21 protein-coding genes are annotated in these 18,317 nt (G+C 64.7%); 13 read left to right on the top strand and 8 right to left on the bottom strand.

Annotated elements, in window-relative coordinates:
- Positions 1-138 precede the first annotated feature (138 nt).
- Positions 139-3,666 (top strand): class I SAM-dependent DNA methyltransferase, encoded by a 3,528-nt coding sequence (locus ACOQPC_RS14485; RefSeq protein ID WP_420606415.1) that lies wholly within the window; start codon positions 139-141, stop codon positions 3,664-3,666.
- A 718-nt stretch (positions 3,667-4,384) separates the two neighbouring features.
- Here ACOQPC_RS14485 and dnaN read toward each other — a convergent pair.
- Complete coding sequence (dnaN, locus tag ACOQPC_RS14480; protein ID WP_420606414.1) at positions 4,385-5,500, bottom strand: DNA polymerase III subunit beta; 1,116 nt, start codon at positions 5,498-5,500, stop codon at positions 4,385-4,387.
- 155 nt (positions 5,501-5,655) lie between these two features.
- A complete protein-coding gene (locus ACOQPC_RS14475; protein WP_420606413.1) occupies positions 5,656-6,318 on the bottom strand; it encodes an outer membrane protein in 663 nt (220 codons plus the stop codon).
- A 132-nt stretch (positions 6,319-6,450) separates the two neighbouring features.
- On the opposite strand from ACOQPC_RS14475, the gene ACOQPC_RS14470 reads away from it, so the two are divergent.
- The 3 genes from ACOQPC_RS14470 (at position 6,451) to rlmN (ending at position 8,956) form a co-directional block, all read left to right on the top strand.
- A complete protein-coding gene (locus ACOQPC_RS14470) occupies positions 6,451-7,089 on the top strand; it encodes a histidine phosphatase family protein (RefSeq protein ID WP_420606412.1) in 639 nt (212 codons plus the stop codon).
- Positions 7,086-7,559, top strand: a complete 474-nt coding sequence (locus ACOQPC_RS14465) for a hypothetical protein (protein ID WP_420606411.1) — start codon at positions 7,086-7,088, stop codon at positions 7,557-7,559. The genes ACOQPC_RS14470 and ACOQPC_RS14465 overlap by 4 nt, the downstream gene beginning before the upstream one ends.
- Before the next feature lie 149 nt (positions 7,560-7,708).
- The gene (rlmN, locus tag ACOQPC_RS14460; RefSeq protein WP_420606410.1) at positions 7,709-8,956 is read left to right on the top strand and encodes a 23S rRNA (adenine(2503)-C(2))-methyltransferase RlmN; all 1,248 of its coding nucleotides are present in this window, start codon (positions 7,709-7,711) and stop codon (positions 8,954-8,956) included.
- A gap of 181 nt (positions 8,957-9,137) precedes the next feature.
- Here rlmN and ACOQPC_RS14455 read toward each other — a convergent pair whose 3' ends face one another.
- From ACOQPC_RS14455 to ACOQPC_RS14445, 3 genes are read right to left on the bottom strand one after another with little or no spacing between them, the layout of a single operon-like run.
- A complete protein-coding gene (locus tag ACOQPC_RS14455) occupies positions 9,138-9,524 on the bottom strand; it encodes a VOC family protein (protein WP_420606409.1) in 387 nt (128 codons plus the stop codon).
- On the bottom strand, positions 9,521-9,922 hold the full coding sequence (locus tag ACOQPC_RS14450; RefSeq protein ID WP_420606408.1) for a VOC family protein: 402 nt from the start codon (positions 9,920-9,922) through the stop codon (positions 9,521-9,523). Before ACOQPC_RS14450 ends, ACOQPC_RS14455 begins: the two co-directional genes overlap by 4 nt.
- A gap of 8 nt (positions 9,923-9,930) precedes the next feature.
- Complete coding sequence (locus ACOQPC_RS14445; RefSeq protein WP_420606407.1) at positions 9,931-10,083, bottom strand: hypothetical protein; 153 nt, start codon at positions 10,081-10,083, stop codon at positions 9,931-9,933.
- 118 nt (positions 10,084-10,201) lie between these two features.
- Here ACOQPC_RS14445 and soxR point away from each other — a divergent pair, with 118 nt between their 5' ends.
- The 3 genes from soxR (at position 10,202) to ACOQPC_RS14430 (ending at position 12,044) form a co-directional block, all read left to right on the top strand.
- Positions 10,202-10,645 carry a redox-sensitive transcriptional activator SoxR gene (gene soxR, locus ACOQPC_RS14440; RefSeq protein ID WP_420606406.1) on the top strand — a complete coding sequence of 148 codons (444 nt, stop codon included), beginning with the start codon at positions 10,202-10,204 and terminating at the stop codon, positions 10,643-10,645.
- 251 nt (positions 10,646-10,896) lie between these two features.
- A complete protein-coding gene (locus ACOQPC_RS14435; protein WP_420606405.1) occupies positions 10,897-11,517 on the top strand; it encodes a DUF427 domain-containing protein in 621 nt (206 codons plus the stop codon).
- A 116-nt stretch (positions 11,518-11,633) separates the two neighbouring features.
- Positions 11,634-12,044, top strand: a complete 411-nt coding sequence (locus ACOQPC_RS14430; protein WP_420606404.1) for a DUF6491 family protein — start codon at positions 11,634-11,636, stop codon at positions 12,042-12,044.
- 21 nt (positions 12,045-12,065) lie between these two features.
- Here ACOQPC_RS14430 and ACOQPC_RS14425 read toward each other — a convergent pair whose 3' ends face one another.
- Entirely contained in the window at positions 12,066-12,521 is a 456-nt protein-coding gene (locus tag ACOQPC_RS14425) for a DoxX family protein (protein ID WP_420606403.1), read from the bottom strand.
- Between the two features lie 221 nt (positions 12,522-12,742).
- On the opposite strand from ACOQPC_RS14425, the gene ACOQPC_RS14420 reads away from it, so the two are divergent.
- The 3 genes from ACOQPC_RS14420 to ACOQPC_RS14410 all read left to right on the top strand — a co-directional run bounded on the left by ACOQPC_RS14420 (position 12,743) and on the right by ACOQPC_RS14410 (position 14,522).
- A complete protein-coding gene (locus ACOQPC_RS14420; protein WP_420606402.1) occupies positions 12,743-13,405 on the top strand; it encodes a hypothetical protein in 663 nt (220 codons plus the stop codon).
- Positions 13,402-14,124, top strand: a complete 723-nt coding sequence (locus ACOQPC_RS14415) for a phosphatase PAP2 family protein (RefSeq protein WP_420606401.1) — start codon at positions 13,402-13,404, stop codon at positions 14,122-14,124. Before ACOQPC_RS14420 ends, ACOQPC_RS14415 begins: the two co-directional genes overlap by 4 nt.
- A 134-nt stretch (positions 14,125-14,258) precedes the next feature.
- A complete protein-coding gene (locus tag ACOQPC_RS14410; RefSeq protein WP_420606400.1) occupies positions 14,259-14,522 on the top strand; it encodes an SWIB/MDM2 domain-containing protein in 264 nt (87 codons plus the stop codon).
- Positions 14,523-14,603: 81 nt separating this feature from the next.
- Here ACOQPC_RS14410 and ACOQPC_RS14405 read toward each other — a convergent pair whose 3' ends face one another.
- Entirely contained in the window at positions 14,604-15,209 is a 606-nt protein-coding gene (locus ACOQPC_RS14405) for a hypothetical protein (protein WP_420606399.1), read from the bottom strand.
- 244 nt (positions 15,210-15,453) lie between these two features.
- Between ACOQPC_RS14405 and ACOQPC_RS14400 the strand changes: the two genes are divergently transcribed.
- The 3 genes from ACOQPC_RS14400 (at position 15,454) to ACOQPC_RS14390 (ending at position 16,516) form a co-directional block, all read left to right on the top strand.
- The gene (locus ACOQPC_RS14400; RefSeq protein WP_420606398.1) at positions 15,454-15,660 is read left to right on the top strand and encodes a cold-shock protein; all 207 of its coding nucleotides are present in this window, start codon (positions 15,454-15,456) and stop codon (positions 15,658-15,660) included.
- Positions 15,661-15,716: 56 nt separating this feature from the next.
- Positions 15,717-15,920: a hypothetical protein gene (locus ACOQPC_RS14395; RefSeq protein WP_420606397.1), complete on the top strand. Its 204-nt coding sequence runs from the start codon at positions 15,717-15,719 to the stop codon at positions 15,918-15,920.
- Between the two features lie 200 nt (positions 15,921-16,120).
- Positions 16,121-16,516, top strand: a complete 396-nt coding sequence (locus tag ACOQPC_RS14390; RefSeq protein WP_420606396.1) for a tetratricopeptide repeat protein — start codon at positions 16,121-16,123, stop codon at positions 16,514-16,516.
- A 67-nt stretch (positions 16,517-16,583) separates the two neighbouring features.
- Here the strand turns inward: ACOQPC_RS14390 and ACOQPC_RS14385 are convergent, their stop codons facing one another.
- Entirely contained in the window at positions 16,584-18,257 is a 1,674-nt protein-coding gene (locus ACOQPC_RS14385) for a dipeptidyl-peptidase 3 family protein (RefSeq protein WP_420606395.1), read from the bottom strand.
- Positions 18,258-18,317 lie beyond the last annotated feature (60 nt).

The raw sequence follows: 18,317 nt of genomic DNA, 5'->3' as shown, positions 1-18,317 counted from the left end.
TTTCGACCGGGGGTTTAAGTCCCACCCCTAACCCCTCCCGCAAGCGGGAGGGGGACCAAGCAGCGCCTTCTTCCCCCCTCCCGCAAGGGGGGCAAGCAGCGCCCTCTTCCCCCCTCCCGCTTGCGGGAGGGGCCGGGGGTGGGCGCGAGCAAAGCGAGCCTTGCGCCCATCCTGGCCGCGCGCCATGACGGGCTGCGGGGAGGCCAGGCATTGGACGTTCAGGCATTTATCGATAATTGGTGGGGCAAACCCGGCGGCGCGGAGAAATCCAATTTCGCGCCGTTCATCAGCGATCTGTGCGAACTGCTCGGCGTCGATCGGCCCGGCCAGTCCGAAAAGGGCAGGATCGGCGCCTATGAATATGAGGCGTCCGTGCCCAAGGGCTCGTTTCGCTCGCTGGATGGAACGGGCGCGGTCGACCTTTATCGGCGCGGCCATTTCATCATGGAAGCCAAGCAAAGCTATCTGAAGCCGCAGCAGACGCCGTTCGATCTGGGCGACGATAACGGTCCCCGCGCGCCATCGGGCGCGCGCTATGACAAGCTGATGCGCGATGCCCGGCTACAGGCCGAAAATTACGCCAAGAACCTACCTGCTGCTGAGCCCGTCGCGCCGTTCCTGATCGTCTGCGATGTTGGCCGCGCATTCGAAATCTATGTCGATGCGGCCGGCAACGGGCGCGGTTACCAGTTCTTCCCGGACAAGCTGAGTTACCGGATCGAGCTTACCGCGCTCGCCGACGAACGGGAGATCGCCAATACCGGCCATTCGGCGCTCGATCTGCTGCGCGCGATCTGGACCGATCCGCGTTCGATCGATCCGCGCTTCCAGTCTGCGGACGTGACGCGCGTTGTCGCCAGGAACCTCGCTTCGGTCAGCAAATATCTGGAAGACGGGATCAAGGCGCGCGGGCTCACCGCGTTCGAACGCTCATTGGAGATCGAGGAAGCGTCGCTGTTCCTTATGCGTATCCTGTTTTGCATGTTCGCCGAGGATATCGGCCTGCTGCCCGAAGACCGCTTCAAGGACTTTCTCAAACGCGCCGAAAGCAATGATGCGCTGTTCGCTAACGGGCTTGCCGATCTGTGGAGCAAGATGAACAGCGCCGATGCGGGCGCCCGTTTCGCCCATGCGCTGGAAGCCGATGTGCGCCATTTCAACGGCGGCCTGTTCGAGAGCAACCGGACCTATCCGCTCGGCGGTTTCGTGATCCACGACCTGTATGAGGCGGCGCGGCAGAACTGGCGAAAGGTGGAACCGGCCATCTTCGGCACGCTGCTGGAACAGGCGCTGAGCGCGGAGGAGCGATCGAAGCTCGGCGCGCATTACACGCCGCGCGCCTATGTCGAACTGCTGGTGCGCGCCACGATCATGGATGTGCTGAACGCTGAATGGGAAGCGATCGAGGAACGTATCGGCGAGATGCTTCTTCCCCCCTCCCCTTCAGGGGAGGGGCCGGGGGTGGGGGATATCGCCAGAGACTCCGCTAAATCGAGAGCCCCCACCCCAGCGGGGCGCCCGTCCGGACTGTCCGGGGGACAGTCCGGCAGCCCCGCTCGCTCCCCTAAAGGGGAGGGGGACCAAGTCGCGCTGAACCTCGCCGCCGCCTTCCACACGCGCCTTGCCGCCGTGCGCGTGCTCGATCCGGCCTGCGGCACCGGCAATTTCCTGTATGTCGCGATGGAGCTGATGCAGGCGCTCGAAGCGCGCGTGATCGAGCGGATCGAGACGCTGGGCGGCACGGCGAAACCGCGCATCGGCCCGCAGCAGTTTCATGGGCTGGAAAAGAACCCGCGCGCGGCCAAGATCGCCGAACTGGTGCTGTGGATCGGCTGGCTGCGCAACCGGCTGCGCGACGACCCCGAAAGCATTCCCGATCCGGTGCTGGAACGATCGGCCAATATCAACCGTGGCCAGCATGGCGGCTATGATGCGGTGCTGGCGCAGACCGAAACCGGCGAGCCGGATTTCGCAAACCCGAGGACACCCGTTTGGCCGCCAGCGGAGTTCATCGTCGGCAACCCGCCTTTCATCGGCGGCAAGGATTTGCGCGCCAGGCTGGGCTCGGATTATGCCGAGGCTCTTTGGAAAGCTAATCCGCTTGTTCCCAAATCGGCCGATTTCGTCATGCAATGGTGGGACCGCGCGGCGCATATCCTGACCGCGTCCGGCAGCTCGCTGCTGCGCTTCGGCTTCGTCACCACCAATTCGATCACGCAGGAATTCAGCCGCCGCGTCATCGCGAACTATCTATCCTCCCCATCGTCAGATGGGGAGGGGGACCAGCCGCAGGCTGGTGGAGGGGTAGCTGGCGCGAACGCTAGCGAAGTAAACCCCTCCCCCAGCAAAGCTGGTCCCCCTCCCCCCGCTGCGCGCGGGGAGGACTTTCTTTCCCTCATCCTCGCCATTCCCGACCATCCCTGGACCAAGGCGACCAGGGACGCCGCCGCCGTGCGCATCGCCATGACGGTGGCGCGGCGCGGCGCGCATGAAGGCGAACTGGCCGAGGTGACATCGGAGGCCAAGCTTGACAGCGACGAGCCGGAAATTGTGTTGGCGAGTGTGGAGGGACGGATCAACGCCAATCTGACGACGGGCGCTGATGTGTCAGCCGCCGAAAAACTCCTTTCGAATATTGGGATATGTCATGATGGCGTTAAGCTTCATGGGCAAGGATTTTCTGTAACCCGTGACCAAGCCCAGCAATTTGGATTACAAACCCGAGAAGACTTAAAACGTTTTGTGCGACCCTATAGGAATGGAAAAGATATAAATGGAAGAACTCCGAGAGAAGTAGAAGGAAAGCTTGTTCTAGATTTCTATGGACAAACCGAGAAACGGGTTCGGGAGAAGTTTCCTGAGGCATATCAGCATCTTTTAAATACAGTTAGGGAAGCTCGCCGAAAACAAGTGGAAAAATCCCCAACAGCCGATGCTTTAGCGTATTTTGAATACTGGTGGGTTTTTGGAAAACCAAGACCTGAACTTAGGGTAGCTCAGGCGAATATATCCAGATACATCGGCACTTCCGATACTGCTAAGCACCGAGTGTTTCAATTTATAAATCATGATGTTGTTTGCGATGATAAGGTAGTAATCGTTGCCTCGGATACCGCATACATTTTGGGTGTTTTACAGTCTGCTATCCACGTTCGTTGGGCACTAGCAGCCGGTGGTTGGCTCGGTGTGGGAAACGATTCGGTCTACGTAAAATCAAAGGTCTTCGATCCCTTCCCCTTCCCCGATGCCACCGACGAGCAGCGCAGCATCATCGCCGACCTCGCCGAGGAACTGGACGAAACGCGCAAGCTCGCCATCGCCGAAACCGACCGGTTGACCATGACCGAGCTGTACAATCTGCGCGAAAAGCTGCGCGCCCAAGCATCGGGGGGCGATCCGATGAGCGAGAAGGACGAGCGGCGGGCGGTCAAGGCGCGGGCGGGGATCGTCGATCGCTTGCACCAGCAGCTCGATGCCGCCGTGGCCGATGCCTATGGCTGGGGCGAGGAGTGGCCGAAGGACGGGACAGCGGGCACGCTCGGCCCATCCGAAATCGTCGCCAGGCTGGTGGCGCTCAACGCGGCACGCGCGGCGGAAGAGGCGAACGGCCATATCCGCTGGCTGCGCCCCCATTACCAGATCCCCCGCTTCGCGCCAAAAGACTAAACGCTTGCTTATAAATCCTTCCCGCGCGCAGCGGGGGGGCCGTTCAGCGAAGCTGAATGGTGGAGGGGTAAGCAGCGCTAGATTGCTACCGCCGCGCGTCGGCCCCTCCGTCACGCTGCCTTTGGCAGCGCGCCACCTCCCCGTTCCAGGGAGGATTTAGGACTGTCCTACAAGGTACCAGACGGGTTATACACCGCTCCATGAACCAACCACATCTCATCCGTGCGGTTTACCCGTTTCTGTCCTCCGCCTCGGACGCGCGTCTGCGCTCGGACCGCAACTTTCGTCATTGCGAGCGGAGGGCGAAGCGCGGAGTGTGGCAATCCCGGGTTATCGCGGCGCGGTGTCCGGCCGGGATTGCCCTTCGGCTGCCTGCTTGCAGCAGTCGCTCGGGACAGGCTTCGTCGCCCCGGATAGATCCGGGCCGCCTCGCAACGACGGGGCGGATTCGAACGCCCGAATGTGCCATGCAATTTCTCTCCCTGGACAGTGTGACCCGTGTGACCCTGGCGCGCGCGACCGGAATCGGGCGGGGCCATTGGGCGAGCCCGAAGGAGGGGGGGACGTATGCGGCCCTTTGCGAATTTCCGAACGGCCGGGCTGGAGCGAGGAGCTATGGCGGAACAGGCTGAACCTGCCTTGTCTCGTCATGCTCTAACCGCCGTCAGACGCGGCGTTATCGGTCGGCGCGCTACACGCGATTCTCTGTCTCCGCGCGCTAAACGCGCATCGGCATCAGCACGTACAGCGCCCGCGCCTTGTCGCCTTCGCGGATCAGGGTGGGGGCGCTGGCGTCGGCCAGATGCAGCTCGACGGTGTCGCCCTCGATCTCGCCCAGGATGTCGAGCAGGTAGCGCGCGTTGAAGCCGATCTCGAACTCGTCCGACCCGTACGATCCAGGCACTTCCTCGGCCGCGGTGCCGTTCTCCGGGCTGGTGACCGACAGCGTCACCTTGTCCTGGCCCAGCGCCATCTTGACCGCGCGGGTCTTCTCGGTGGCGATGGTCGCCACGCGGTCGACGCCCTCGGCGAAGCTTTTGGGGTCGATCTTCAGGAGCTTGTCGTTGCCGGTGGGGATCACGCGGTTGTAATCGGGGAACGTGCCGTCGATGAGCTTGCTGGTGAGGACCGCGTTGCCGAGCGTGAAGCGGATCTTGGACGCGCTGAGGTCGATCTGTACGCGGGTCTCGCCGTTCTCGTCGAGCAGTTTCCGGAGCTCGCCGACGCATTTGCGCGGCACGATCACGTCGGGCATGCCCTCCGCGCCGTCGGGGCGGGGGAGGGTGACGCGGGCCAGGCGGTGGCCGTCGGTCGCCGCGGCCTTCAGCACCGGCTCGCCGTCCTCGGCGACGTGGAGGAAGATGCCGTTCAGATAGTAGCGCGTCTCTTCGGTCGAGATGGCGAATCGCGTCTTGTCGATGATGGCCACGAGGTCCGCGGCGCTCAGCTCGAAGCTGGTCGGCAGCTCGCCCTCGGCGATCACCGGGAAGTCGTCGCGCGGCAGGGTGGCGAGCGAGAAGCGCGCGCGGCCGGCGTTGACCTGCACGCGGCCGTCGGCGGCGTTGAACTGCACCTGGCTGCCCTCGGGCAGCTTGCGGGCGATGTCGAACAGGGTGTGCGCGCTGACGGTGGTGACGCCGGGCGTCTCCACCTCGGCCTCGGCGGTCTCGACGATCTGCAGGTCGAGATCGGTGGCCATCAGCTTCAGTCCGCCGCCGGCCTGCGCCTCGATGAGCACGTTGGACAGGATCGGGATGGTGTTGCGGCGCTCGACCACCGACTGGACATGGCCCAGGCTCTTCAGCAGGCTGGCGCGCTCGATCGTGGCTTTCATGGACCTCTTCTCTTCCCCCAATATCACGTCAGCGCCGTCGGAAGCGAGTCCCGGAACCGGCGGTGCGCCGTCCTACCACGAAAAAAGGCCGGGGCAAGCGCCCCGGCCTCCGTTCCCGCGCCGAAACGCGTGGATAAGCTCGGATCGATCGGGGATCAGAAGCGGTAGCCGAGGCTCACCGCGACCTGATGGCGATCGGTGTCGATCCTGATGTCATCGGCGAAGGTGGTGTCGTCCGCGCCGAAATTGGCCGAGCTGTAGTTCGAATAGCGATATTCGAGCTTGCCGAACACCTTGTCGGTGAACGCGCGTTCCGCGCCCGCGCCGATGCGGAAGCCGTCGAGCTCGTAATTCGCCCGCAGTTCGTCCTCGCCATTGCGCGCGAGCAGGTTCAGACGGGCGTTGGTGTAACCGCCCTTGGCGTAGATCAGAGTCTGCGGCCCCACCAGCACGCCGGCGCGCACGCCGACATAGAGGTCGCGGCCCGCGTCGACCCGGCCGAAGCCGAAATTCTCGACGTCGCCATTGTCGATCTCGACCTTGGCGGTGCTGTCGGTATATTCGCCCTCTACGCCGAGCACGGCGCCGCCGACGTTGAAGTCGTAACCGACGCCCGCGCCGTAGAGCAGGCCGTCGATCGACTGGTCGTTATTGTCGTTGTTGCTATCGACGTCGCTGCCCGCCGTGAGCGAATCATAGCCGGTGGTCAGTTCGACGCGTGGGCCGGTGAACGGGCCGTCGGTCGCGGCGCTCTGCGCCATGGCCGGCACCGCGATGGCCGAACCGGCGGCGAGAAGGGGGAGATAGAATTTACGCATTGTGATACTCCGTTGGTAACTGCGTCGTTTGTTTGACGCGCCCCAGCTGAACGGCGGATTTATTCTATTGTTTCATGAACCTAACATAACCAAACACTGTGGCAAAACTATCACAAAGCGGGGGAGAAGTTTTTGAATAGTAATGGAAAAAGGCTGTTCGTCGCCCGTCATGGGGAAACGGTGTTCAACGCCGCCGGGCGTCTGCAGGGAACCAGTCTCCATACGCCGCTGACGGTTGCGGGTTTCCGGCAAGCATTGGCGATGGGCGAAGGGCTGGCGCATTATCTCGGTGGATGGAGCGCTCCGCTCGATCTGACGGCGTCGGACACGGGCCGCGCGCTACAGACGTTGGCGCTGATTGCCGAAGCGATCGGCTGCGATTGGCAGGAAGCGATCAGCGACGCGCGGCTGAACGAGATCGATGTCGGCGGCTGGGGCGGGGTTTATTACAGGGATTTGATGGCGGACGGGCCGGTGATCCATGCCGAGCACCGGCTGTTCATGCGCCTGCCCGAGGATGCCGAAAGCTATACCGCTATCGCCGTGCGGCTGCGCGGCTGGATCGCCGAGCAGGGGTTTGCGCGCGACATGCTGATCGTCAGCCATGGCATGACCAGCCGCGTGCTGCGCGGGCTGCTGTGCGGCCTGCCCGACTTGGACGGTTTCGGCGCGCCGATCGCGCCCGGTCTGCCGCAGGGCAGCATGGTGGCGATCCGGGACGGAGTGGAAGAGGTGATCGTGCTGGGCGGCGGCGAGGGCGAGAAGGGATGAGGCTCCGCCCTGCCCTTTGTTGCGCCGCGCTGCTGCTGGCCGCGCCCGCCGCGGCGGCGCAGGCGATCGGCATCTTCGAGGGCTGGGGCGCGTTCCGGTCGGGCGGGCAATGCTACGCGATCGCGCGGCCCGTACGGGTGGCGGGGCGAGAGGCGGCGCGCGCCTATGCCGGTTTCGGTTATCGCGGCGGAGACATGCGCTTCTATGCCCGGCTCGGCCGCGCGCGCCGCGCCGGCAGCAGCCTGACCGTCACGCTCGGCGGGCGGCGGTTCGCGCTGACCGGTACCGACCGGAACGCCGTGGCGGCCGACGCGGCGACCGACCGCGCGATCCTCGCCGCGGTCCGTATGGCCAATGCGATGAGCATCGAGGGCACCGACGCGCGCGGGCAACCGATCGTCGATGCCTATGCGCTGGAAGGCGGACCCAGCGCCATCGACGCCGCGCGGCTGGGGTGTCTGGCGCGGTAGGCAAATTGGCAAACGCCCTTCGACAGGCTCAGGGCTTGCGGTATTAAATGGGGCACAACCAAATCCGTAGTCCTGAGCCTGTCGAAGGACGCGTCATATCCGAGCGCCATTGCTTTCCAATCGCACCGTAAATTCCTATATCTCTCCTTATGGCCGACACTATGATCACCTCCATGCCCATCGCGGGGCATTTCGATCCCGTGCCCGTGCCGCGGGCGATCACGCCGCGCGCCGATGGCAGGCTCGACCTGATGGGGCTGTCCACGCCGCAAATCCGCGCGCTGCTTGCCGAAGCCGGGCTCGATGCCAAGGCCGCGAAATTGCGCGCGAAACAGCTGTTCCACTGGATCTACCATCGCGGCGTCACCGGGTTCGACGCGATGACCGACATCGCCAAGACCATGCGCCCGTGGCTCGCCGACCGCTTCGTCATCGGCCGGCCCACGGTGGTCGAGGCGCAGGTGAGCGAGGACGGCACGCGCAAATGGCTGCTGCGGTCGGACGATGGGCAGGATTACGAAATGGTGTTCATCCCCGATGCGGACCGGGGGACTTTATGCGTTTCCAGCCAGGTCGGCTGCACGCTGAATTGCACCTTTTGCCATACCGGCACGATGCGGCTGGTGCGCAACCTGACGCCGGGCGAGATCGTTGGGCAGGTGATGCTGGCGCGCGACGCGCTGGGCGAATGGCCGCGTGGCAATATGGACGTGGGAGAAAATGAAGACGCCGTCGCCTATACCGCGGACGGGCGGATGCTCACCAATATCGTGATGATGGGCATGGGCGAGCCGCTGTATAATTTCGAGTCCGTCCGCGATGCGCTGAAGGTGGTGATGGACAGCGCGGGGCTGGCGCTGTCGAAGCGCCGGATCACGCTGTCGACCAGCGGCGTGGTGCCGATGATGGCGCGCTGCGGCGCGGAGATCGGCGTCAATCTCGCGGTCTCACTGCACGCCGTGACAAAGGAAGTGCGCGACGAGATCGTGCCGATCAACCGCAAATATGGCATTGAGGAACTGTTGCAGGCCTGCGCCGATTATGGCGGCGCCAGCAATTCGCGGCGGATCACGTTCGAATATGTGATGCTGAAAGACAAGAATGACAGCGACGACGACGCGCGCGAGCTGGTGCGGCTGCTCAAACAATATCGCCTACCCGCCAAGGTCAATCTGATCCCGTTCAACCCGTGGGACGGCGCGCCCTATGAATGTTCGGCCCCTGACCGCATCCGCAAATTCTCGAACATCGTCTTCGAAGCCGGGATCAGCGCCCCGATCCGCACCCCGCGCGGTCGCGACATCGACGCCGCCTGCGGCCAGCTGAAAACCGCGGCGGTGAAGCAGAGCCGGGCGGAACGGGAGCGGGCGGCGGCCATCGGCAACGAGCCGGTTTGAGAGACTTTCCTCATCGCTCTTGCAAAGATGCGCATTTCCAATTTCGTCATTGCGAGGCCGCAGGCCGAAGCAATTCAGGGCCATTGCAGCGCTGCACCGGCTCTGGATTGCCGCGTCGCCCCAGATAAATCTGGGCCTCCTCGCAATGACGAAGAGATGAGATTCCAAAATCAAGACATCATCATCCGCCGGCATAACTCACCACCTCGAACTCGATCCCGTCCGGGCCGAGGAAATAGAAGCGCCGGCCGGGTTCGTAATCGCCATGGTTGATCGGCTCGTAACCCGCCGCCGCGACGCGCGCTTCGACCGCCGCCAGATCGTCCACCGCGATTCCGATATGCTGCAGCGGTTCGCCCTTGGGATAGGCCACGCCCACATGCTGGCCGTGCGGGCCGGTGTAGAGCGCCAGATAATGCTCCGCGCTGCCGAGATGGACGGTGCGCCCGCCCCCCAGCGCGGGGCCCCGCCAGCGGATATCCCACCCGAAGATCGCGCCGAGCTTTGCGGCGGCCTCCTCCGGGTCGGAGACGGTGATGTTGACATGTTCGATAATGGCCTTGCTCATGATTGTTTTGCTCGGAAATCTGGGGCGGCGACGGTGCGCCAGGGCGGGAAGCGGCGATATTCGCCGGCACGATAGAGGCAGATGACGTTGCCGCCCGGATCGCGCAGCCGCGCCTCGCGCCAGCCCCAGCGCTCATCACGCGGGCCGCTGTCCATGACGATGCCGATGGCGCGCAATTGCGCGATTTTCCCGTCGAGATCGTTGCATTCGAAGTAGATGGTCGTCGATCCTACCGCGACGGCTTCGACTTGGTGAATCGAGAACGTTTCGCCCGACGAGGTTTCGAAACGCGCGTAGCGCGGCGGTGCATCGACGATCTGGGCCAAGCCGAGCGCACGGTAAAAGTCGACCGATGCCGCATAGTCGCTGCATCCCACAGTAACCTGATTGAGTTTCATGGCGCCGCTCAGGCCTTCAGGCTCATCAGGCGCGCCAGCAGCTCGGCATCGGACGCGGCCGCGCTGCGCCGCGAGCGGTTCTCGGGCATCCCCCGCGCCGTTGCGGGGTGCCGCCCGTTGCCAGCCAGCCCGTCCCACACTCTGTCCGATGCGGTTTCCATAGCATGTCTCCCATATTGTCGGCAGCGCCCATCGCGATGCCGCTTGCATCCATCTGCCACCTCAAGCTAAGTTGAGGTCAAGCTATTTCGGCGTCGAAAAAAGCAGGGGGAAAAATCGATGAGGGCGAGCGATCTTCTCACGATCGGCGATCTGGCGCGGCGCACCGGGTTGTCGGTCTCCGCGATCCGCTTCTACGAGGAGCGCGGGCTGGTCCATCCGATGCGCAACGCCGGCAATCAACGGCGCTTCCTTCGCGCGGACATCCGCCGGCTCGGCTTTGTGCTGATCGCGCAGCGGCTGGGGCTGACGATCGAAGAGATCGCGGCCGAACTCGCCAAGCTGCCCGGGGACCGCGCGCCCACGCAAAAGGACTGGGAGCGCAGCAGCAAACGGATCGCCGCGGTGCTCGACGAGCGGATCGCGGCGCTGGAGAAGCTGCGCGCCGACCTGACCGGCTGCATCGGCTGCGGCTGCCTGTCGCTCAGGAAATGCGCGCTCTACAACAAGAACGACGCATGGGCGAAACGCGGGCCGGGGCCGCGCGTGCTGCTCGCCGACTAGTGGGTGTTCTGAAACCAATCCTCTCCCGCTCGCGGAAGACAATCCTCTCCCGCTCGCGGAAGAAGAGCTGTTACCCTTTCCCGCCCGGGCAGGAGAAGAATTCGGTCTTGCTTCGAAGGAGCTAGACGGAGTTGGATGAGGGTGCGGTGGCGCGCCAGCGCCAGCGATCGGTCAAGGCTATGATGATGCGCCTCCCTGTACCTCCGGCGGCACTGGCAATTGCGCCGGGCCGCATAAAAGGGAACAATGCGATGACAGATTCCATGCCGCCGCCCGACAAGGCGTCGCTGCTCGCCCGGGTGAAACCGCATCGCGTGTCCTGGGATCCGGCGTTCCGGCCGCCGGGCGTCCAACCGGCGGGGCCGGGAGAGGAATCGGTATGGGACTATCCGCGCCCGCCGATCGTCGCGCCCGCGCCGGGCGCCGTCCGGGTGATGTGCGGAAAGCTTCTCGTCGCCGAGACCACCCGCGCGCTGGAGGTGAAGGAGACGGCGGGCGCGCCGGTGCCCTATCTGCCGCCCGAGGATGTGCGAACCGATTGGCTGTCGGCGAACGGCGACTGGTCGGTATGCGAATGGAAGGGCGCGGCGGCCGGCCATGATCTGCTGTTGCCGAGCGGCGAGCGCATCGCCGACGCGGCCTGGACCTATCCCGATCCGTTCGACGATCTGGCGGAGGGCTATGCCGCCATCGCCAGCTGGTTCGCTTTCTATCCGGCCAGGCTCGCCTGTTTCATCCGGGTGGACGAGGGGTGCTCGGGTGGGGGGCGGTGGGAGCGGGCGCGTCCGCAGCCGGGCGGCGTCTATGGCGGCTGGGTGACGGGTCGGATCAAGGGGCCGGTCAAGGGCGCGCCGGGAAGCGAGGGCTGGTGATGGAACGGTTCCGCCCGGTGCCCGGTCAAGGTCCTTTGCCATCTGTCTCCGCCGGCGATATGATAAGCGGGCCCCCTCGCAGGGAATTGGGGTCGGCACGCCAAAGGATATTCGCGATGAACCGTCTCGCCTCGCTCTCGCCGCCGTTGCTGCTCCCCCTGGCGCTCGCCGCCTGCGCCGCGCAGGGCGGCCCCGGCGCGCGGCAGAGCGAAGCCGCGGCGCTCGCCGAGGAGCTGGCGGACCGCACCGCCGGTGCGCCGGTGGACTGTATCGACACGCTCGGCGTCCGCAATCTGGTGGCGGTCGACGCGCGCACGCTGAGCTATACCAACGGATCGACGATCTACGTCAACCGGCTGCGTGCCGCCTGCCCCGGGCTAGAACCGTACGACACGCTGATCGTGCGCCGTTTCGGCGGCCGCCTGTGCCGGCTCGACACGGTGGAGCCGCGCGACTGGGGGCTGGACGGCGTGGCCGGTCCGCGCTGTCCGCTCAGTTCCTTCACGCCCTATGAGCGGCGGGAATGAAATGGGTCCGCCAGGCCGGGATCAGGACCCGCGCCGCCGTCCGAACGGCCAGTCGGTCGCGCCGCCCGTCCACAGCGCGAGCCAGACGAGCAGCGGTTGTGCGAACATGCGCGGCACATGATAGCCCCAGCCGAGCCGGGGATGCGCGGCATCCATGTCGAGGATCATATGGTTGATATTCGCCGGAAACACGCAGACGGCGTAGAGCGCGAGGGCGATCCCCGCGGCGCGCCGCAACGGGCGGGAGCGGGGCTGCAACATGCCGATCGCGCCGAGGATTTCGGCAATCCCGGTCAGCGCGATCACCGTGGCGGGCGCGGGGACCCAATCCGGCGTGATGCCGATGAACGGCGCGGGGCGGGCGAGGTGCAGCACCCCCGCGGCCAGATAGGCGAGCGCAAGCAGCCAGCGCGCGGCGGCGCGTGTGCGGGATTCGGGGGCGCGGGATTCGGGGGTGGTGGGCGCGGCGCGCGGCATGATTCCGCCATCGCCCGGCGGGCGCTTCGGGGCAAGGATATAGAGTCCTTATCCCGCCCGGGGGGAGTTGTAGCGGGTGGGTGCGCGGAGTGCCGTCGCTGGGTCGGCGCTGCGCAATCGCCCTCACCGCTGCGACTAGCTCGCTTCGCTCGACAAGTCTCGCTCCTCTCCCGCGAGCGGGGGTGGGGGCGGGGAACAGAAGGCAAATATTGGGAAACCATATGACACGACCAATATATCGAACCGATCCGGCAGCCACGGCCGGGAACCGGATGTGCGCCTTGCTCGCTGCTCTCGCCTTGCTGTCCGCCTGCGCGCGGGAGGAGCCGGTCGAAACGGGCGATCCTGTTGCCAAGGATTTCACCGCCGCGGTCCCGGCCGGCGGGGAAACGCCGGAGCCGGAGGCCTCCGTCACCGCCGCGCGGAGCGGGACGCCTGTGCTGGCCATCGACGGGGACGGTTTGCGGCTGGTCGATCCCGAGCGCGGATCGGCGCGGCCGCTCGTTTTCGGCACGCCGCGCGCGGCGGTACTCGCGGCGCTGGCCGATCGCAGCGCGCCGGAGACCGGGCGCCAGGCGGAATGCGGGGCGGGGCCGCTCGACTTCGCCGAATGGCCGGACGGACTGCGGCTCTATTTCCAGGACCGCGCCTTTCGGGGCTGGGCGCTGGGCGGGCGCGGCCGGAAGCCGGAGCTCTCGACGATGAGCGGCCTCGCCATCGGCAGCCTGCGCGCCGCGCTGGAAGCGGCCTATGACGCGCGGATTTTCGAGAGCACGCTCGGCACCGAATTTACGGCGGGCGCGCTGTCCGGCCTGCTGGACGGCCCCGGAAAAGGCGCGCAGGTCACCCATTTATGGGCCGGTGTGAGCTGCAATTTCCGGTGAGCGATGCGGCCGCCCCGCTGCCGCGCCGCGCGCCTTGGCTGGCGATCGGCCTCGCTGCGCTCGCGGCCGCGCTGCTGCTGGTCACGATCGTCGGCGACCGCATCGAAGACGGCGCGCAGTTCGCTTTTGACAAGGCGGTATTGCTGACGATGCGCGAACCCGGCGCGTTGGGCGTGCCAGAGGGTCCGGCCTTCCTGAAGCAGGCGATGCTCGACGTCACCGCGCTCGGCGGCGGGACGATCCTGACGCTGGTGGTGGCGCTGGGCGCGGGCTTCCTGCTGCTCCAGCGGCACGTCCTCACCGCGCTGCTGGTGCTCGCCGGCGGCATCACTGGCCCGGCGGCGGTGAGCGTCGCCAAGCAGGTGTTCGGGCGGCAGCGGCCCGAAGTGATCGATCATCTCGTCGAGGTCGGCTCGGCGAGCTTTCCCAGCGGCCATTCGGCCAACAGCGCGGCGGTCTATCTCACGCTGGCGCTGGTGCTGGTACAGATCGTCGAGCGGCGCGCCGAGCGCGTCTATCTGCTCGCCGCGGCCGCGCTGCTGGTGCTCGCGATCGGCGCGAGCCGCGTCTATCTCGGCGTGCACTGGCCGAGCGACGTGCTGGCGGGGTGGGCGTTCGGGGCCCTGTGGGCGGTGGGCTGGTGGGCGATCGGCCACTGGCTGCGCGCGCGCTACGCGCCCGAACATGGTCTCGACGCGACGCCGGACCGGTCCGCCTGAGCGTGGTTTGCGCTCGCGGGCCTTGATTTTCACGCCAAAGGCGTCAACGCTGACTATTCCTCCGCAAGAAGGAGGGGGATTTCGCGCCAGCAGGCGCGGCGACCCATGAACAGACATAGAAGGAAAAGCGCAGCATGGCCGACAGTAAACCCGGAAAATCCAATGCGCTCCAGCGCGAGGTCACCGTGACGCCCGAGCTTCAGGCGATCACCGGTGCGGGGCCGCTGACGCGCGCATCCGTCACCAGCAAGGTGTGGGACTATATCAAGAAGCACGACCTGCAGGCCAAGGACGACAAGCGTCAGATCGAGCCCGACGCGATGCTCGGCAAGGTCATCGGCACCGAGCGCATCTCGATGTTCAAGATGACCGCGGCGATTTCCAAGCACATCAAGTAAGACGGAACGGGGGCGCCGCGGCGCCCCCTACCTATCGCCTGGCCATTTCACCGGCCGGCGCACTTCATTGGCTGCGGCGTATCAACCGCCGGTCTGGCGCCAGGCCGGCGGCGGCATCGCCACGCGGTCGCTCGATCCGAATTCGGCGCCAAATCCCTTGGCCGCTCCGATCGTCGGAATCTGCAGCGAGATCACAGCTGTGGCCGCGTCGATGACTAACGGCTGCTTGGCGCCGGGCAGGGCAAAGCTCTGGCGCGTATCGCTTCCGCTGCCCGCAGCGGCCGCCTTGAAGCCCTGCATCGGTCCGGCGCTGCCATCCTGCTGGTGATCGCCCAGAGTCAGCATCAGCGCATCGCCGCTTTGCGAGAGCGTTATGCTGCGCGAGCGATCCCAGATCTCCTGGTCGCTGCTGACCTGCAGCGGACCGATATTGGCGTGAAGCGCCATCGTCACATCGCCGCCGGGCTCGCAAGGCGCGATCGCCAGCACCAGTTCCTTGTCGGCAAGCTCTTCATTATCGCCCGCCACCATCTTGCCGCGAAACGCCCGGCCGCATTTGCCCTGCAGCGTGGTCATGAACGCGGCTTGCGGGCCGGTAGCTTCCGCCTCGGCCCCGTCCGGCGCGCCGCCGCAGCCCGCCAGCTGCAGCATCGCCGCCGCGCCAATCGCCAGAAACCCATAGCGCATGATCAACCTCCCTGTTTTCGATGAGGGGCCTACCATGGCAGATCGCTCCGCGCTTCCCAACTTCTCCATTTGATGCTATATGATTCCGGCTATCGTCGCCCACCGACGGAACTTGGCGTCTTGGCCCGTGCGCAAGCATATGCCGTTACACTGTTTTCCTTCCAGAATCGACTTCCGGCGAATGAGGCGTCGCAACGCGTGCGGCGTCGGCCACACTTAAGTTTCTGCAAGAAAGGAAACGGTTATGCCTACTGGCACAGTGAAATTTTTCAATTCGGATAAGGGCTACGGCTTCATCCAGCCCGAGGACGGCGGCGAGGACAGTTTCGTCCACATCAGCGCCGTCCAGGCGGCTGGCATGGACACGCTGCAGAAAGAACAGCGCGTGACCTACGAAATCGAGCAGGGGCGCAACGGCAAGAAGTCCGCCGTCAACCTGCAGTCCGCCTAAATCCCGCAGGGATTCCAAGCTGACTAGTTAACCGAGGCCCGTTCGAGAGCGAAGCAATGCAAAAAGAAGCGAAGTTTTTCCTTGAACGGGCCGAGGCTGATGCGGCGCTGGCCGCATCCACCAGCCTCGACAATGTGCGCACCCGTGCGCTGCGCAGCGAAAAGGCGTGGCGCGCTATGGCCGACCGTGCCGAACGCACGGCGATCGAGCGCAAGACTCGCGAAGCCGAAGCCGAAGAACGGCGCATCGCCGCCGCCTGACTGTTATGGTCGGAAGCTTCCATGCGCACCAAGCCATTTTCAAAATGCTGAACTGTGATTTCGTCCAGGGCACGGTTTGTGGCGAACCTTTGCGTTAGAAATCAAACGCATAGATATTAAATGACATCTATATTACAAAATCATTGCATATAAAACGGCAATATGTCACTTTACTGTCATAAATCTGATAGGAGAGTGTCATGTTTTTGTCCCTTTTGCTCGCCGGTGCCGCCGCGACGGTCCAGCCGGCATCGACTGAAGCGCCCGCCGATCCGCAGGAAATCAATTATGAGCAGGGACAGCTCGGCTTTGCCGCGATGCAATCCGGCCAGAATGATGCCGCGATCGAGCAGCTCGAACGTGCTTCGGCGGAACTGCCTGATGATCCGGCGCGCCTGATCAATCTCGGCAACGCCTATGCCCGCGTCGGTCGGATGGAAGCGGCCAAGGCGACGTTGCAGCGCGCGGTCGCGGCGCAGCAGCATTTCGATCTGATCCTGGCCGATGGCCGCGTGGTCGACAGCCGCCGCGCCGCGATTTACGCGCTCGACCGGCTCGAGGGTCGCCGCACCCTCAATGTCGCCAGCGGCAAATAAACGCGCTGAGTCCATAAGGTTTTTTTAGACGTTGATATAATGATGGGGCGGCCGCCATGCGGCCGCCTCAAATTGTGTCCGGATAGACCGGTTCGATATCGACCGGGATGTCGCTCATTTTCGCGATCACCGCTTCGGCATTCGCATCTAGCTTAGCCCATTGGCCGAAGAACGCCTTCGTCCCCTCATAATCGCCGCGCGCCTGCAGCATCAGCTGGTCGTGCAGCAGATCGCGGATGCCGTTCTCCATCTTGGCATCGTCGATCACATAGCGCTTCGCCGCATCGTCCCAGCGGAACGCGCCCTTGTTTTTCAGATAGCCATATTGCAGCGCCGCGCCCTTGCCATGCGCCTCCTGCGTGCCGAAGCGCACCGAGCGAAAAATGCCGGTCATGAAGTTGGCGAACAATTGCGGCTTCTCCGCCACCGGCAGTTCGCCCTTCTGCATCATCAGCAGAATGTTCCAGATGCCCATGACATCGGCCTTGGATTCCTCCAGCGCCGAATATTGGTCGCGCAGCTGCTCGTTCACCGTGGTCTCCTTGCCGGCAACGATGATCGTGCCCGGTCCCAGGCTGTGCGACAGCTCGTGAAACAGCGTGTGGAGCTGCATATATTTCTTCGCGACCAGCCCGGCCTGATCGGGCTTCAGCACCAGCGTCGCCATCGGCTTCAGGATGCGATCATATTTCGCGCCGAGTACGTTGGACAGGATCACCTTCTTGGCGCCCTTGGCTTCGCGCACCCGCTCGTCGTTCGGAAGGTTGAACGCGATGGTCTGCACGCCGGGCACATTGTCGCCGCCGCCATGCACCTGCTCGGCCACCGCGATCGGGCTTTCGAAGCCGCGCTGGAAATTCTTCTCGCTGTCGGGAATCGGCAGATTGGCTTCCATGTCGCGCAGATAATGCTTGTACTTGTCCAGCGCGGCGGACTCCACGGGGTCCTTCAACGTAACGAAGCTTTCGAACGCCGTCTTCGCGCCGTAAAGCCCGTCGGTATAGACCTCATAAGGGCCGATCGCGACTTCGATCGGCGTGCCGGTCAGGTCCATCCAGGCCAGTTCGCTCTCGTAATAGTCGTCCGACAGGAACGCCTTGGCGCGCAGCGACAGGAAATTCTTCAGGCTCGGATTGCTGGTGCGCGCCGCGGCCTGTTCTAGCAATTTAGCGGCGGGCCGCAGCCACTGGGCATATTCCACCGAATAGGGCACCGCCTTCAGCGCGTCGCCGTCGCGGCGAACGACGGTGTAAGGGCTGGTGAGGATGGCCTTCTGCTCGGGATGCGCGGCGATATAGGCGTCGAACTCGGTGCGGGTCATGTCCGGCGGATAGAAGCCCGCGCTCTCGGGCATCGCGGTGGTGCCGTAAAACGGATGCAGTTCCTCGATCGAATCCCACGGCCCGAAATTGCGGTCGAACATCTTGAGCAGCAGGTCGCGGTCCGGCCGGTCGCTGGCGGCGATCTGCGCGCGGAAAGCGGGGTTGCCCGGGTAACGCTGACGAAGATAAACTTCGCTCACCAAGTCGGACGCCTGGATCAGCAGATTGACGACATCGCGCTGTTCCGCGTTCAGAAAGCTGGTGTCCGGCTCCATGACGATCCGCGCCAGCTTGGCATATTGGCCGGCCAGGTCATAGCTCGCCGCGTCGGACGGCACGCTTGCGGACGCAAGGGTACCGGGTGCGGTCGGGGCGCAGGCGGCGGTGGTGAGCAACAGGGGCAAAAGCGCGAAACGCATAAAGGGGCCTTTTCCAGTGGATAGCGATGAACATATCGTAGCGCGTGCCGCCCGCACTGT

It is taken from the genome of Novosphingopyxis sp. (genome assembly GCF_965218915.1).
Classification (GTDB): Bacteria; Pseudomonadota; Alphaproteobacteria; order Sphingomonadales; family Sphingomonadaceae; genus Novosphingopyxis.
The sequence above is the reverse complement of the archived record's forward strand: the minus strand, read 5'-3'. Positions and strand labels throughout refer to the sequence as shown.

Coding starts and splice junctions, on each gene's coding strand:
- ACOQPC_RS14400 (WP_420606398.1), top strand. CDS start 15,454: ATGCCTACTGGCACAGTGAAATTTTTCAATTCGGATAAGGGCTACGGC.
- ACOQPC_RS14475 (WP_420606413.1), bottom strand. CDS start 6,318: ATGCGTAAATTCTATCTCCCCCTTCTCGCCGCCGGTTCGGCCATCGCG.
- ACOQPC_RS14455 (WP_420606409.1), bottom strand. CDS start 9,524: ATGAGCAAGGCCATTATCGAACATGTCAACATCACCGTCTCCGACCCG.
- ACOQPC_RS14385 (WP_420606395.1), bottom strand. CDS start 18,257: ATGCGTTTCGCGCTTTTGCCCCTGTTGCTCACCACCGCCGCCTGCGCC.
- rlmN (WP_420606410.1), top strand. CDS start 7,709: ATGGCCGACACTATGATCACCTCCATGCCCATCGCGGGGCATTTCGAT.
- dnaN (WP_420606414.1), bottom strand. CDS start 5,500: ATGAAAGCCACGATCGAGCGCGCCAGCCTGCTGAAGAGCCTGGGCCAT.
- soxR (WP_420606406.1), top strand. CDS start 10,202: ATGAGGGCGAGCGATCTTCTCACGATCGGCGATCTGGCGCGGCGCACC.
- ACOQPC_RS14420 (WP_420606402.1), top strand. CDS start 12,743: ATGACACGACCAATATATCGAACCGATCCGGCAGCCACGGCCGGGAAC.
- ACOQPC_RS14395 (WP_420606397.1), top strand. CDS start 15,717: ATGCAAAAAGAAGCGAAGTTTTTCCTTGAACGGGCCGAGGCTGATGCG.
- ACOQPC_RS14405 (WP_420606399.1), bottom strand. CDS start 15,209: ATGCGCTATGGGTTTCTGGCGATTGGCGCGGCGGCGATGCTGCAGCTG.
- ACOQPC_RS14410 (WP_420606400.1), top strand. CDS start 14,259: ATGGCCGACAGTAAACCCGGAAAATCCAATGCGCTCCAGCGCGAGGTC.
- ACOQPC_RS14465 (WP_420606411.1), top strand. CDS start 7,086: ATGAGGCTCCGCCCTGCCCTTTGTTGCGCCGCGCTGCTGCTGGCCGCG.
- ACOQPC_RS14435 (WP_420606405.1), top strand. CDS start 10,897: ATGACAGATTCCATGCCGCCGCCCGACAAGGCGTCGCTGCTCGCCCGG.
- ACOQPC_RS14450 (WP_420606408.1), bottom strand. CDS start 9,922: ATGAAACTCAATCAGGTTACTGTGGGATGCAGCGACTATGCGGCATCG.
- ACOQPC_RS14430 (WP_420606404.1), top strand. CDS start 11,634: ATGAACCGTCTCGCCTCGCTCTCGCCGCCGTTGCTGCTCCCCCTGGCG.
- ACOQPC_RS14425 (WP_420606403.1), bottom strand. CDS start 12,521: ATGCCGCGCGCCGCGCCCACCACCCCCGAATCCCGCGCCCCCGAATCC.
- ACOQPC_RS14445 (WP_420606407.1), bottom strand. CDS start 10,083: ATGGAAACCGCATCGGACAGAGTGTGGGACGGGCTGGCTGGCAACGGG.
- ACOQPC_RS14390 (WP_420606396.1), top strand. CDS start 16,121: ATGTTTTTGTCCCTTTTGCTCGCCGGTGCCGCCGCGACGGTCCAGCCG.